This is a genomic window from Brucella sp. NBRC 14130, assembly GCF_040371715.1.
Lineage (GTDB): Bacteria > Pseudomonadota > Alphaproteobacteria > Rhizobiales > Rhizobiaceae > Brucella > Brucella intermedia.
The window spans coordinates 40,156-53,970 of record NZ_BAABTE010000010.1; the positions used below are offsets into that span (position 1 = coordinate 40,156).

Below are 13,815 nucleotides of genomic sequence, written 5' to 3' on the forward strand. Positions count from 1 at the left end.
CTCGCCAATCAAGAAAAGTAGGCTATAATTCCAAATACTTTTGACATTTATGTCGGGCATGGAGGCTCAGGGGATGGACAGTCTTGGCGCATTGCGCGCTTTCGTGCAGGCAGCCGAAACCGGAGGTTTCACGGAGGCGGGGCGTCGGTTGGGCATTTCGCCGTCTGCTGTAAGCAAGGCAGTGGTGCGGCTGGAGGAACGGTTCGGCACAAGGCTGTTCCATCGTTCCACGCGCAGCATCTCGCTGACGCCGGAAGGCGTGAAGTTTCTGGACCGATGCCACCGCATCCTGTGTGAATTCGAGATGGCCGAAAGTGAATTGTCGCAGACCTGTCAGGAACTGAGCGGCAGGCTCCGCGTCAGCCTGCCGTCGCTGGGCACATTGTTCCTGCCGGCCATTGCGGTTTTCGCGCGCCACCACCCGCAAATAGAACTGGAACTCGACTTCACGGATCGGCTTGTGGACGTGATCGAGGAAGGGTTCGATGCCGTGATCCGTACAGGCCATCAGGGCGATTCCCGTTTGATGGCCCGCAAGCTCGGCTCCTATCGCCGGGCGGTCGTTGCCTCTCCGGACTATCTGCGCAGGCATGGGGTGCCGGAAAAGCCGGAGGATCTGGCGCGCCATTCGTGCCTGGTTTACCGGTTCCCCACGACCGGCAAGCTCGACCGCTGGCGTTTCAGAAGGCAAGATGAAATCTTCGAAGCCGACCTGCCCGCCCGCATGGTGCTGAATTCACTGGAGCCGCAAATATCCCTGGCGGAGCAAGGCATCGGCCTTGTTTCCATCCCGGATTTGAGCGTGCGCCCCCAGCTGGCGAACGGGACACTGGTCAGCGTTCTCGAGGATTATCTCGATATTCCCACGCCCTTGCAGGTCATGTGGCCGTCGAGCCGCCATCTCTCGCCGAAACTGCGGGCGTTCGTCGATTTTCTTGCCACGGACAATTCATGGCGGAGCGGTCCGATCCCGGACGACCTGGCCAATGGAACGGGCAGAATGACAGGCAGAGAATGAACACGAATGTTATTACCGCTGATATCCGATATACGGACTGGCTGATCAGCCATGACCTGCACGTGCCTGCGCACTGGGTGAAGCGCTGTCTATCCGCTGGCGAGTATATCATGGCTCTGGCGGATGCGGAGCCTGCCGGATTTCTTCGCTACAGCTGGTTTTGGGGTGTCATCCCCTACATGGATATGATCTGGGTCATTCCCCAATACCGGCGGCGCGGCATTGGCGGATTGCTGTTCCGGCACTGGGAAAGCGCGATGCGGGAACAGCAGGTCACGCAATTGATGACATCGAGTGTTGCCGACGAGAAGGAACCTCAGGAATGGCACCGGAGCAATGGCTTTCGCGAGGCCGGAGCCATTTCCTTTGGAAAGTTTCAGCCTGAGTCCGAAGTTTTTCTGATCAAAGACCTTTGATTAGGCGCCTTCCTGAGCCCAATGGCGGGTGAGTATGCCTTTGCCTGAACGTCGAACCTACCGGCGGAAGGACATTCGGTATTCGCGCGGGGACATGCCGCGCAACCGTCTGAACTGCCGGTTGAAATTGGCGAGGGAAGCGTAGCCGACTTCGGCGGCTATGTGCTGGATGGGCTGGTTCGTGCCCGAAAGCCGCGAACAGGATTCACCGATCCGCAAGGCGATCAGATATTCGGAGACGCTCATCTGGGTGTGCCGCTGGAACAGGCGATGCAGCCCCGAAACGCTGAGGAACGCGATTTCGGCAAGCTCCTCCATGCGCAGGGGCGCGTGATAGTGCTTATGGATATGCACGAGTACCCGGTCGATCCTTGAGCGGTCGCCCACATGCTGCTGGGGAATGACGGACGAAAGTGGCTGTCTCGTGCGCTCCTCCGCGAGCCTTGCCAGTATCGTCAGCAGGCCGATCAGCCGCTGCGCGGGCGGATGCAGGAACAGCGCTTCGAAATCCGCCGACAGGCGACGACCGAGCGCCGGATCAAACGCCAGAGCCGTGCCGGCGTCGGATATCAGGCGACGGATGGGAGCCAGCTCCACCGATCCCCACGTCAGGCCATCTATCCATTCCCTTCGAAACCAGAAGACAAGCGCCACGTGCGGTTTTGTCTCGTCGAGTTTTTCGCGCGAGGCCCATGTGTGCGGCAGATCGGGGCCAATGAGGACGAGATCGCCATGGTCGTATTCGGCGACGTGGTTTCCGATGAAGCGCTGGCCGCGGGAATTGAGCGTCAGCGTCAATTCAAACTCGGGATGATGATGCCATTCGAAAGGGATCGCATCGTCGAGACGCCGATTGAGCATGCTCCAGGAAGCGTCCGGCGATGCGGGCAAATGTTCAAGAAGTGGCTTCATGTTGCCTTGGGGTACAGGTTTGACGCTGGAATAGTATCAGTTTTGTCCATTTGGACGCAACATGGCGCGCGGGAAACCATTAGCTTTTCTGCATCCCCGGTTCCGGGCAAGCATATGATGGGAGAACGATATGCAGAACACCACAATGACCAAGCGCGACAGCCATCCGACCACAGCCGCGACGATCCAGTTGAAGGACATCAGGAAGAACCTGCCGCTGCGCGTTCTGTCAAAGGCCGATTGGGAACATTGGACGACAAGGGGATATGTCATCGTCCGTCAGGCCGTCCCGGCGGCCAATGTTGCGCGTCTTGTCGATCTGCTCTGGGAATTCGACGAAAAGGACCCGAAAGACCCTTCAACCTGGTATGCGCCGCAGCGGCGCGAGCACAAGATGAAGGAGCTCAACAATACCGGGATGCTGGAAATCTACAATCACCAGTATCTGTGGGACAATCGTATGGAGCAGCGTGTCTATGACGTCTTTGTCGATATATGGGACAGGGAGGACCTGTGGGTCACCATCGACCGGGCCAACCTCAATCCGCCAAAGAAGATCAAGGGCAACCCGCACGGCTTCATTCATTGGGACGTGGACACTTCGATCCGGCCTCTGCCAATCGGCGTGCAGGGTGTTCTCAGCCTGCAGAAGCAGGATGGCGATGTGGGCGGTTTCCAGTGCGCGCCCTATCTGTTCGAGCATTTCGAGGAATGGGTGAAAACACAGCCGGACGACCGCGACCCCATGCACCCCGACATGACCGGGCTCGAAGTGGTCAATATCGACATGGAGCCAGGCGACCTGATGATCTTCAATTCGCTGCTGGCACATGGCGTCAGGCCGAACCATTCCGACAACCGGGTGCGCATGGCGCAATATATCTCCATGCACCCCGCCGAATGGGAAAACGAGACCGAACGACTGGAACGCATCCGGCTCTGGCGGGAGCGTGATCATCCAAGGCGTGACGCTTTTCCCGGTGATCCGCGCGAATGGGAAAAACACAACGCTGAGACGGCCGCGCTGACCCTGCTTGGCGAGAAACTGCTGGGGTTGAAGCGCTGGTGAGAAAACCCGCACGTCAGCATCGCGGCGCCATCAGCGCGCCTGCGACAATTGGCTGAACCTGAAGCGCGGTGCCTGCGGGCGCCGCGCTTCTTCGCGCGGTTGCTTACAGCCGTGCGTCCCATTTCCAATCCCGGATTTCCGGCATGTCTTCGCCATGTTCCCGCACGTAACGTTTGTGAAGGACGAGCTTTTCCTCGAACGTGGCGATCAAAGGACCCGCCACGTCATTGCCGATCGGCAGCCGCCTGACAGCCGCCATGGCCAGATGAAACCGGTCCAGTTCGTTCAGCACCGTCATGTCGAAAGGCGTGGTCGTGGTTCCCTGTTCGATAAAGCCGTGCACGTGGAAATTGGAATGGTTGGTGCGTTTATAGACCAGCCGGTGAATGAGATAGGGATAACCGTGGTAAGCAAAGATGACGGGCCGGTTGGTCGTGAAGATGCGGTCGAACTCGTCGTCGGCAATGCCGTGCGGATGGTGTTGCGGTGATTGCAGAACCATCAGGTCCACGACATTGACGACGCGGATGCGCAGATGCGGCAGGGACTGGCGCAGGAGAGAAACAGCGGCGAGAACTTCCATCGTTGGCACATCACCCGCGCAGGCCATCACGATGTCGGGTTCCAGACCGTCCTCGGTTCCGGCCCAGTCCCATATGCCGAGACCGGCTTCGCAATGGCGCACGGCCTCGTCCGTCGACAGCCATTGCGGTTCAGGCTGTTTTCCCGCCACGATGACGTTGATGCGATCCCAGGTTTTAAGGCAGTGATCGGCAACCCACAGCAGCGTGTTGGCGTCCGGGGGAAAATAGACACGGATGATATCGGCGCTCTTATTGGCCACCAGGTCGACAAAGCCCGGGTCCTGATGGGAAAAGCCGTTATGATCCTGACGCCAGACATGAGAGGTCAGAAGATAGTTGAGCGATGAAATCGGTTTTCGCCATTTCAATTCGCGCGCGACCTGCAACCATTTTGCATGCTGGTTGAACATGGAATCGACGATATGGATGAAGGCTTCGTAGCAGGAGAAAAACCCGTGCCTTCCGGTCAGCAGATAGCCCTCCAGCCAGCCCTGACACAGGTTCTCGCTCAACACTTCCATGATGCGGCCATCGGCCGACAGATGGTCGTCTATGTCGAGGGTTTCAGCCATCCACACGCGGTCGCTGGCATCGAAGACTGCGCCGAGACGGTTTGAAGCGGTCTCATCGGGGCCGAAGACGCGGAAATTCTTCTCCGGCTCGTTCAGCTTCAGCACGTCGCGCAGATATTCACCGAGTATTTTGGTGGATTGCCCTTCCAGCGCTCCCGGTTCGGTGACCTCGACGGCATATTGCCGGAAGTCGGGCGTATGCAGTTCCTTGCGAAGCAAGCCGCCATTTGCATAAGGGCTGGCCCCCATGCGCCGTTCGCCCTGCGGCGCGAGCGCGCGCAGTTCGGGCTTCAGCGCACCTTTTTCGTCAAACAGGTCCTCCGGGTTATAGCTTTTCATCCAGCTTTCAAGAATTTTGCGATGCGCATCATTTTCGCGGCAATTAGCGACGGGAACCTGATGCGATCGCCAGTAATTCTCTACGATCAGCCCGTCGACTTCCTTCGGGCCGGTCCAGCCTTTCGGGCTTCGCAGAATGATCATGGGCCAGCGGGGGCGCTCCGGTGATTTCACATCGGCACTTCGCTTTGTCGTCTCGATCCGGGCGAAGATCGTATCGAGTGTCGCTGCCATCTGCTGGTGCATGGCCTCGGGTTCGCTGCCCTCGACGAAGAACGGCTCATAGCCATAGCCGCTGAAGAGACTGGTGAGGTCGTCATCGGAAAGGCGGGCGAGGATGGTGGGATTTGCGATTTTATAGCCGTTCAGATGAAGGATCGGCAGCACGGCGCCGTCGCGTGCGGGATTGAGAAACTTGTTGGAATGCCATGAGGCGGCAAGGGTTCCCGTTTCCGCCTCGCCATCGCCGACCACACAGGCGACCACCAGATCAGGATTGTCGAAAGCGGCGCCATAGGCGTGCACAAGCGCATATCCCAGCTCGCCGCCCTCATGGATCGAGCCTGGCGTTTCCGGCGCGACATGGCTTGGTATGCCGCCGGGAAAGGAAAACTGCCGGAACAGTTTGCGCATTCCTGCCTCATCCTCGCTCACGCCCGGATAGATTTCAGAATAGGAGCCTTCCAGATAGGTGTTCGCTACCATGCCCGGTCCGCCGTGCCCCGGCCCGCATATGTAGATTATGTTGGCATTTCTTTCCCGAATGATGCGATTGAGGTGGGCGTAAATGAAATTCAGGCCGGGCGTCGTCCCCCAGTGGCCGAGCAACCGTGGCTTGATATGCTCAGGTTCCAGCGGCTTGCGCAGCAGGGGATTGTCCATCAGGTAGATCTGCCCCACCGAAAGATAGTTCGCCGCTTTCCAGTAGCGATCGATCAGCGCGAGCTGCTGAGGTGCCAGGGGGCCTTGGGCCGGTGCTTTGGTCATTCTCTGTCTCCTTCGCGGATGGTTACGCAGATGCGGCGGGCGCTGTAACTGCGGTGTTCCGAAGAGCGTCCAGCGTTTCGGCGGCGATGATCTGTTCCTCGTCGGTAGCAAGCACGAAGGCCGCTGCCGGGGAGGTTGGGCGCGTGATCCGGAAAGCATTGTTTTCGTTGGCGGCAGCGTCGATTTCAAAACCAAGCCAGGACAGACGTTCGCAGACCGCTTCGCGGATTGCGGGCTGGTGTTCCCCGATACCGGCGGTGAAGATCAAGGCATCCAACCCGCCAAGCATCGCGGCGAGCCTGCATATTTCACCGGCAATGCGCGCGGTGAAAATGTCGATGGCTTCCCGGGCACGGGCATCATCGCTTGCGAGCAGGTCGCGTGTATCGCTGCTTATCCCGGACAATCCGAGAAGGCCGGAGCGATGATAAAGCAGGTCGGAAAGCGCGTCGGCCTGCATGTTTTCCTGCTGCAACAAATGAAGGAGAACGCCGGGATCGATGGTTCCGCAACGTGTCGCCATCGGAATGCCGTCAAGCGTGGAAAAGCTCATGCTGGTGTCGACGCTTTTGCCGCCGTCCATGGCGCACAGGCTTGCCCCGCTTCCCAGATGTGCGGCGACGATCTTCCCGCCAGCAAGCTCCGGCTCTCGTCGGGGAAAGTTCGCGATGATGGATTTGTAGGACAAGCCGTGAAAGCCATATCGCTTTATTCCGCGTTCATGGAGGGCGATGGGAACCGCAAAACGCCTGATCTTGTCCGGTATGGTCTGGTGGAAGGCGGTGTCGAAGGAAGCCGCCTGCGGAAGATGGGGAAGGAGTTCCCGAACGGCCTTTATCAGGGCTGTGCTTTTGGGCTGGTGGAGCGGCGCGTAAATGGAAAGGCTCTCGATGACTTCGATATGTTTGTCGTCTAACAATACCGGCCCGGGGAAATGATCGCCGCCAAAGACGACGCGATGACCGACGCCGAGAATGTTGCCGGGGCTGATGTGATCGGACAATCGTACGAGCAATTCTTCCAGAATGCTGACGATATTGCCGGCGTCCGCAGATGCCAGGGCAATGTCGAGGTTTCCGCTTTCACCGCGCAATCGAAAGGTCACGGGAGATTCGTTCAGGTCGATCTCGCCCCGCGCCCGTTTTCGGATGTGCTGTCCGTCAAAGGTGAAGGTGCCGATCTTGACGGTCGACGAACCGGCATTGAACGTAACAAGCTGCTTGTGCACGCGCGGCCACTCCCTTGTTCGGGGCTGATGCGTAACAAGATAGGGGATTGTTTCGGGCTGGCGATATGTCCGGCGCAGAACGTGAGGCTGATTCCGGCACGTCCAATCGGCATGCGCCCGGCTGTATAGATGCGCGATCAAGACACGCTGAAACTTTCTGTTACAACTTTATAGGGAACAAAACCGCTTCATCTTCATTTACTTCGAGCGTTTGTCCGGGAATCACCGGATGATTTGCTGTGTCCAGGTTTCCGATCGTCCAAAGTCGGAAGTTTGGGGGCATATCGATTTTTCAACGATTGGAGTTCGTGATGGGGATTTTCGACAAGATTAAGAACGCCATTTGGGGAGAGGCGCAGGCTGCAACGCCTTCCACGGAAACCGCTGCTTCGCCAGCGCCGACGCCAACCGCATCGCCGAGCGCTGCCGCTCCGGCGCAGTCGGCACCCGCTACTGCGGGCAGCGTCGACGTAGGCGCTATTCTTGATGCCGCCGTCGCCAAAAGCGGCCAGAAGCTCAACTGGAAGACTTCGATCGTCGATCTGATGAAGGCTCTTGGCCTCGACAGCAGCCTGGAGCACCGCAAGGAACTTGCCAAGGAACTGGGCTATACCGGTGACACGGGCGATTCCGCGACCATGAATGTCTGGCTGCACAAGCAGGTCATTCAGAAACTGAAGGATAACGGCGGCAAGGTGCCCGCCGGACTGTAATCAGGAGGGTTCTCGATGGGAAGCGCAGGAATAGGCTGGGTTGCGGCAATCATCATCGGCGGTCTGGCCGGCTGGATTGCCTCCAATTTCATGAACAGCAATACCGGGATATTCATGAATATCATTCTCGGTATCATCGGCGCAGCCGTAGCGAGTTTTATCTTCGGATTGCTCGGTGTTTCGTTCGGCGGCTGGCTGGGCTATCTGATCGCGGGCTTCATCGGCGCCTGTATATTGATATGGGCCGGCCGATTGATAAGTTAGCAAAAAGGCGCCGAAAGGCGCCTTTTTCTTTCGCAGGCTGATGTGGTCACATCGACGATGCCGTCGACGGTGCAACCGGTATCGCCATCTGAAGCTCGGCCTGACGGCCCAGTCTTGTCATCCATTCCGTAAATTGCGGGTTGCGTTCGATCTGGCGGCCGTAATGCCTGCGCAATGCGTCGGTCAGTTCGCCTTTACGCCCAAGCTGTTCGTCGGCAAAGCCGATCATCTGGGAGTTCGGCCACGCCTGCGGGCGGATGGCGACAAGGCGCGCGAAGAGGTTTTCAGCGTTTTCGTCGGGATTGCCCTGCGCCATGAGCGAAACCATGGCCGCCGTCGAACGCGACACGCCCATATGACAATGGACCAGCAGGTGGCGAGGCGCTTCCCCGTTCTGTGCAGCGAGGAAGTCCGAGCCGAACTGGAGGATCGAGCTCATATGATCGGGCGTTGGCATTGTGTGATTGTCGGCGGCATTGATGATGTCGTGAAAACGCAACGTCACGCGATGATGCTGCTCGAAAGTCTGAAACGCATCCAGTTCGGGAAGGTCTGGATCGACCAGCGACAGAACATGGGTGACCTTTCGCGCCCGCTGCCCGGCCAGTTCCTCAATCCCGCACACCGTCAGCTGCGGGGCAAATTGCACGCTCATGCCAGTCTCCTTGAATTCCATTTATGCCGCCTGCTTCGAATGACCCTATGATGATGTCAATCAGTCCATGGGATTGGAGCATTTTCTTGACGCTCAATCCAGCTTCTATCCGGTGCTCCCAGGGCGTGAACAGCAGCGGGGACAAAACCCCGGGCTTGCAGCTTGGGGCTTTTGCAATTCTCAGCGGAGCCTAAAGCATGTCTCCCAAAAGTGGGAACCGGTTTTGGGATAAAGACATGCACGAAAGCTTAAAGCGTGTTGTGTGAATATGATAAATGCGACACGCTTTAGGTCGCTGAATCAGGAATTCCCCACGGGCAACTGGTTCAGCAAGGCAAACAGAATGGCCGAGAGAATTGCCGCGGCGGGAACCGTTACCACCCAGGCTGCGGCAATCGTCAGCGCGTGAGAACGGCGAACCAACTTGCGTCGGCGGCGCTCTTCAACCGGGATGGACTCAAGCGGCAGGGCCTGGCGCGCCTTTTTCAGCCGCCGTTCCGTATCCCATTCGCGAAAGAATCCGACGCCAAAGATCGCACCGATGGCGATGTGGGTTGAACTGACCGGCAATCCCAGCCAACTGGCGAGAATGACGGTGATCGCGGCGGAAAGCGACACGCAATAGGCCCGCATCGGGTTCAGCTTGGTGATCTGATTGCCAACCATCCGAATGAGCTTCGGGCCGAACAGGCACAGGCCGAACGAAATGCCACAAGCGCCGATCAGCATGACCCAGAGCGGAATCTCGACACCGTCGTTCAACGTGCCCGTCTGCGATGTCTGAACAATCGCCGCAAGCGGACCAACAGCATTGGCCACGTCATTTGCACCATGGGCGAAGCTAAGCAACGCCGCCGAAACAACCAGCGGAATGCTGAACAGGACTTTCAGCGATTTGTTGCGGTTTTCGAGCCCCTGCGACTGGCGGCGAATGACGGGGATCAAGGTTAGCCAGCTTGCAAGCCCGAAAGCCAGCCCGATAGCCAGAGCGGCCTCGATCGATACATCGACCAGCTGCTTCAGCCCCTTCATGATCAGATAGGTTGCAAAGGTGCCAGCCATCAGACCGACAAGAATGGGCACCCAAACGCGGGCAGCCGCAATCTTATCCGGACGGTAGACGATACGGGCTTTGATCAGCCAGAGAAAACCGGCGGCTATGATCGCACCCAGCACCGGCGAGATAACCCAGCTTGCCGCGATTGCGGCCATCTGCGACCAGTTCACCGCTCCAAAGCCAGCCGCAACGATGCCCGCCCCGACGACGCCTCCGACAACCGCATGGGTGGTTGAAACGGGAGCGCCGATCCAGGTGGCAAGATTGACCCAGAGCGCCGAGGCGAGCAACGCGGCCATCATCGCCCAGATGAACATGACCGGGGTTGCGAGCGTATCGGGCGCAATGATGCCGGTCGCCACCGTCGAGACGACATCGGCCCCGGCAATGAGCGCACCCGCACTTTCAAAAATGGCAGCAATCGCAATCGCACCGCCCATGCTTAGCGCATTGGCTCCGACAGCGGGTCCCATGTTGTTGGCAACGTCATTGGCGCCGATATTCAAGGCCATGTAAGCGCCGAAGACGGCTGCGGCGACAACGATGAACATCTGGCTGGAATGACCCAGCAGCATCGCCGCTCCAAGCCCGGCAAGCATGATGAATACAAGAGCGATGCCGGGCGCCACGAGCGGACGGGAGACGTAGCTCGCCGCCGTTTCCAGCTTGACGAAGCGGCCAAGGTCGCGATCAAGAGTCTCCAGATGCCGAGCTTCGAGATCTTCGTTTGCCATGATTTACTCTTGATTTCTAACGCAGCGCACCGAGTTACGCGGTCGCGGGGGATTGATCCATTGCAGGAATGTGACAGGTGTTTAAATGCGGCCATTTTCAAAAGTCAATGATTCGAGTCTGGGCCGTTTGCAAGGAATCCAGTCTCCCCACGCTTCCGCCATCGACGCTCGTTCGGTTCCCGATCCTGTCACCCGTTCATTCAGATCAGCCGGGATAGCGGCGCGAACGCACCGCAGTGCGATGGCGATCGACAATGATGAGGGAATGATGTGGACGGACGCAGACAGGTCGTTCAGGCATCCTAGAGCGGTTCCTGTTCTAACGGAATCGCCGGAACCGCTCTTACTATTTGTTTTGTCGCATTATCCAACGCAAAACCGTTTCACACTTTTGCTGGAAATGCTCTAGGAACAACATGCTTCGGTCTTGCGCGGGAAGGGTAAGCCGGAACTAATTTGATGCACGACCTTGTTTTGAACAAGATGTGCGCCTATATGGCTGTCATAGGCATTGCTCAAGAGCGCTGGAACGCGTCTGTCGCTCGCAATAGCCTTCATCGCTTGATGCTTTTGACCACGGATGTACTGGCACTGGTAGTAAAGCGATGATCAGGAAGGTCGGTGCGTTTTCGCCCCGGCCTTTTTTGTTGTTTGCAGTTTTCCGAGAAACTTAACCAACGGCCCGCTGAATTCCTCCAGCTGGCCGTTGGTCTGGAAATCAGGCAGCGAGTGCTTCGTCTTCCGAGGTCGGGACTTCAGAAATCGTCTTCAGGACCTGCGAAGCGATCTGGTATGGGCAGCCCTGTGAATTCGGGCGGCGATCTTCGAGATAACCGCGATACCCGTCCCTCACGAAGGAGTGTGGAACGCGGATCGAAGCGCCGCGGTCGGCAACGCCATAGGAGAACTTATTCCACGGAGCGGTTTCGTGCTTGCCGGTCAGGCGCATGTGGTTGTCCGGGCCGTAAACGTCGATATGGTCCTGCAAATTCTTCTCGAACTGCGCCATGAGGGCTTCGAAATAATCCTTGCCGCCCACTTCACGCATGTATCTGGTCGAGAAGTTGCAGTGCATGCCAGAGCCGTTCCAGTCGGTATCGCCGAGCGGCTTGCAGTGGAATTCGATGTCGATTTCGTACTGCTCGCAAAGACGAAGCAGGAGGTAACGGGCGATCCACATCTGGTCGGCGGCGTTTTTGGAACCCTTGCCGAAAATCTGGAATTCCCACTGGCCCTTGGCCACTTCCGCGTTGATGCCTTCGTGATTGATGCCGGCATCCAGGCAGAGATCGAGATGTTCCTCGACGATCTTGCGGGCGATGGAACCGACATTCTTGTAGCCGACGCCGGTGTAATACGGTCCTTGCGGGGCGGGGAAACCCTGTTCCGGGAAGCCGAGCGGACGGCCGTCCTTGTAGAAGAAATATTCCTGCTCGAAGCCGAACCATGCATCATCGTCTTCAAGGACGGTTGCACGGCTGTTGGACGGATGCGGCGTGATGCCATCCGGCATCATGACTTCGCACATCACGAGAGCGCCGTTCTTGCGCGCAGGATCGGGATAGATCGCGACCGGCTTCAACGCGCAATCCGAGCTGCGGCCTTCAGCCTGCATCGTGGAAGAACCATCGAAACCCCAGAGCGGCAGTTGGTCGAGCGTCGGGAAAGCCTCGAATTCCTTGATCTGCGTCTTGCCGCGCAGGTTCGCCGCCGGCTTGCATCCATCGAGCCAAATGTATTCGAGCTTGTACTTGGTCATCGGCTAGTCTCTCTGTCATCCTCGGTTGATCGATCACCACAAGTCATGCGGTGTCGCGCGGCTCGGTGTTCGATTTGAGAGAAGCAAGGACCGTGCCAGTCTTGCGATGCCGGTGGTTTCAAGGCGACAAAGGCATAAGGCAACGGGCGAATGGAACCGCACAGCGGGAATCTGCTCAAAAAACAGGCAATGGATCAGAATTTCATCATCCGCTGGATGCAGGTTTCATCAGACCAGTATCTTCGCTTGAAATGCAGGAGCAAAAGCTCCGAGTTTCAAAGGCATAAAGCAAAATCGAACAGGCGGACAGAATAAGTCGTTGGACGCTCCCGCCACCATTCTCCACCTTGTTCTCAAACAAAAGGGGAGTGACTGATGGCACGTCTGATCAACAGAAAATCGGCTTTTCTGGCGAGTTTAGCGTTGAGTGTTTCGGCTCTGACTGTTTTCGCAGCCAATGCAGCAGAAATTACCGTGATGGGTTATCGCGGCGCATTTCAGGACAATTATGTCAAGGCCGTCATCGAACCGTTCCAGAAGGAACATCCTGATATCAAGGTCACTTATTACGGGGTGCAGAATGCCGCGACATCGCTTGGAAACATGCGTGCCCAGAAGTCCTCGCCGCAGACGGATGCGGTAATCTACGATCTCTCGGTCGCCAAGATAGCTGATGAGGAAGGGCTGGTCGAAAAGCTCGACCCAGCGACGCTCAAAAATTATGTCGATGTGGCTGCCCTCGGCAAGGAACTCGCTGGCGCTGCAATTCCAATCACATATGACACGCTTTCGCTGCTTTATAATCACGATGCATTTGGGCAAGGTGCACCGGACAGCTGGGAAGCGCTCTGGGACAAGCAGCAAAGCGGCAAGGTCATCATCCCGGCGCAGGGCGGCGGCGATATTCAGGCCATCCTGCTTACGATCATTGCAAACCGGCTTGCCGGTGAAGACGATTATACGAAGACCGTAAAGCCCGGCGTGGACAAGCTGGTGGAACTGGCGCCTGCCGTACAGACGTGGGAACCGAAGCCCGATGCCTATACGCTGGTTGCAAACGGCACGGCGACCCTGTCCATCGGCTATAATGCGCGCGCGCAATTCTATTATGATCAGACTGGCGGAAAACTTCAGTCGGTCGGGCCGAAGGAAGGCACGGCTGCGCAGGTGAATGTGATCAGTGCAATTGCCAATGGCAAGAACATGGATGCGACCAAAACATTCATCGATTACGCGATAAGCCCCGAAGCGCAGGCCCGCTTCGCCGAGATCATGTTCTATGCGCCATCGAACACGAAAGCGGCTGTGAACGACGCAACGAAAAAGCGCATCCCGTACATGGATACGGTTCAACGTGAAAAGCTCATTCCGGTCGACTGGATGACTATCGGCGATATGCGCGACAAGCTGCTCAATCCCTGGCGGCGCCAGATCATTCCGGCTGGTCGTTAAACCTACCTCACCCTGAAATTTACGCTTCCGCCCCGTTTTTTCGGGGCGGCGCCGAA

Annotated in this window: 12 protein-coding genes; 6 read left to right on the forward strand and 6 right to left on the reverse strand. The window is 57.7% G+C overall.

The features are described 5' to 3' along the window. Positions 1–73 precede the first annotated feature (73 nt). Together ABWW28_RS19200 and ABWW28_RS19205 are read left to right on the forward strand one after the other, a co-directional pair. On the forward strand, positions 74–1,018 hold the full coding sequence (locus ABWW28_RS19200) for a LysR family transcriptional regulator (protein ID WP_113341973.1): 945 nt from the start codon (positions 74–76) through the stop codon (positions 1,016–1,018). Further along, positions 1,015–1,434 (forward strand): GNAT family N-acetyltransferase, encoded by a 420-nt coding sequence (locus ABWW28_RS19205; RefSeq protein WP_353391784.1) that lies wholly within the window; start codon positions 1,015–1,017, stop codon positions 1,432–1,434. The genes ABWW28_RS19200 and ABWW28_RS19205 overlap by 4 nt, the downstream gene beginning before the upstream one ends. Positions 1,435–1,491: 57 nt before the next feature. On the opposite strand, the gene ABWW28_RS19210 is transcribed toward ABWW28_RS19205, so the two are convergent. Beyond that, positions 1,492–2,346 (reverse strand): helix-turn-helix domain-containing protein, encoded by an 855-nt coding sequence (locus tag ABWW28_RS19210; protein WP_113341975.1) that lies wholly within the window; start codon positions 2,344–2,346, stop codon positions 1,492–1,494. A 130-nt stretch (positions 2,347–2,476) separates the two neighbouring features. Here ABWW28_RS19210 and ABWW28_RS19215 point away from each other — a divergent pair, with 130 nt between their 5' ends. Continuing rightward, complete coding sequence (locus tag ABWW28_RS19215) at positions 2,477–3,415, forward strand: phytanoyl-CoA dioxygenase family protein (RefSeq protein WP_113341976.1); 939 nt, start codon at positions 2,477–2,479, stop codon at positions 3,413–3,415. Positions 3,416–3,518: 103 nt separating this feature from the next. On the opposite strand, the gene ABWW28_RS19220 is transcribed toward ABWW28_RS19215, so the two are convergent. Then, positions 3,519–5,897: a phosphoketolase family protein gene (locus tag ABWW28_RS19220; protein WP_176588553.1), complete on the reverse strand. Its 2,379-nt coding sequence runs from the start codon at positions 5,895–5,897 to the stop codon at positions 3,519–3,521. A 22-nt stretch (positions 5,898–5,919) separates the two neighbouring features. Beyond that, entirely contained in the window at positions 5,920–7,125 is a 1,206-nt protein-coding gene (locus ABWW28_RS19225; protein WP_176588554.1) for an acetate/propionate family kinase, read from the reverse strand. 311 nt (positions 7,126–7,436) lie between these two features. Here ABWW28_RS19225 and ABWW28_RS19230 point away from each other — a divergent pair, with 311 nt between their 5' ends. Both ABWW28_RS19230 and ABWW28_RS19235 read left to right on the forward strand, forming a co-directional pair. Next, a complete protein-coding gene (locus ABWW28_RS19230) occupies positions 7,437–7,838 on the forward strand; it encodes a DUF3597 domain-containing protein (RefSeq protein WP_176588555.1) in 402 nt (133 codons plus the stop codon). A gap of 15 nt (positions 7,839–7,853) precedes the next feature. Continuing rightward, on the forward strand, positions 7,854–8,102 hold the full coding sequence (locus ABWW28_RS19235) for a GlsB/YeaQ/YmgE family stress response membrane protein (RefSeq protein ID WP_176588556.1): 249 nt from the start codon (positions 7,854–7,856) through the stop codon (positions 8,100–8,102). 46 nt (positions 8,103–8,148) lie between these two features. On the opposite strand, the gene ABWW28_RS19240 is transcribed toward ABWW28_RS19235, so the two are convergent. From ABWW28_RS19240 to ABWW28_RS19250, 3 genes are all read right to left on the reverse strand, one after another. Then, positions 8,149–8,757, reverse strand: coding sequence for a tyrosine phosphatase family protein (locus ABWW28_RS19240; RefSeq protein ID WP_025091101.1), 609 nt, complete (start codon positions 8,755–8,757; stop codon positions 8,149–8,151). A gap of 300 nt (positions 8,758–9,057) precedes the next feature. Beyond that, positions 9,058–10,548, reverse strand: a complete 1,491-nt coding sequence (locus tag ABWW28_RS19245; RefSeq protein ID WP_176588557.1) for an inorganic phosphate transporter — start codon at positions 10,546–10,548, stop codon at positions 9,058–9,060. Positions 10,549–11,266: 718 nt separating this feature from the next. Next, positions 11,267–12,307 carry a glutamine synthetase beta-grasp domain-containing protein gene (locus tag ABWW28_RS19250; RefSeq protein WP_176588558.1) on the reverse strand — a complete coding sequence of 347 codons (1,041 nt, stop codon included), beginning with the start codon at positions 12,305–12,307 and terminating at the stop codon, positions 11,267–11,269. A 375-nt stretch (positions 12,308–12,682) separates the two neighbouring features. Here ABWW28_RS19250 and ABWW28_RS19255 point away from each other — a divergent pair, with 375 nt between their 5' ends. Beyond that, on the forward strand, positions 12,683–13,759 hold the full coding sequence (locus ABWW28_RS19255) for an extracellular solute-binding protein (RefSeq protein ID WP_176588559.1): 1,077 nt from the start codon (positions 12,683–12,685) through the stop codon (positions 13,757–13,759). Positions 13,760–13,815: the final 56 nt, after the last annotated feature.

Coding starts and splice junctions, on each gene's coding strand:
- ABWW28_RS19200 (WP_113341973.1), top strand. CDS start 74: ATGGACAGTCTTGGCGCATTGCGCGCTTTCGTGCAGGCAGCCGAAACC.
- ABWW28_RS19205 (WP_353391784.1), top strand. CDS start 1,015: ATGAACACGAATGTTATTACCGCTGATATCCGATATACGGACTGGCTG.
- ABWW28_RS19210 (WP_113341975.1), bottom strand. CDS start 2,346: ATGAAGCCACTTCTTGAACATTTGCCCGCATCGCCGGACGCTTCCTGG.
- ABWW28_RS19215 (WP_113341976.1), top strand. CDS start 2,477: ATGCAGAACACCACAATGACCAAGCGCGACAGCCATCCGACCACAGCC.
- ABWW28_RS19220 (WP_176588553.1), bottom strand. CDS start 5,897: ATGACCAAAGCACCGGCCCAAGGCCCCCTGGCACCTCAGCAGCTCGCG.
- ABWW28_RS19230 (WP_176588555.1), top strand. CDS start 7,437: ATGGGGATTTTCGACAAGATTAAGAACGCCATTTGGGGAGAGGCGCAG.
- ABWW28_RS19235 (WP_176588556.1), top strand. CDS start 7,854: ATGGGAAGCGCAGGAATAGGCTGGGTTGCGGCAATCATCATCGGCGGT.
- ABWW28_RS19240 (WP_025091101.1), bottom strand. CDS start 8,757: ATGAGCGTGCAATTTGCCCCGCAGCTGACGGTGTGCGGGATTGAGGAA.
- ABWW28_RS19245 (WP_176588557.1), bottom strand. CDS start 10,548: ATGGCAAACGAAGATCTCGAAGCTCGGCATCTGGAGACTCTTGATCGC.
- ABWW28_RS19250 (WP_176588558.1), bottom strand. CDS start 12,307: ATGACCAAGTACAAGCTCGAATACATTTGGCTCGATGGATGCAAGCCG.
- ABWW28_RS19255 (WP_176588559.1), top strand. CDS start 12,683: ATGGCACGTCTGATCAACAGAAAATCGGCTTTTCTGGCGAGTTTAGCG.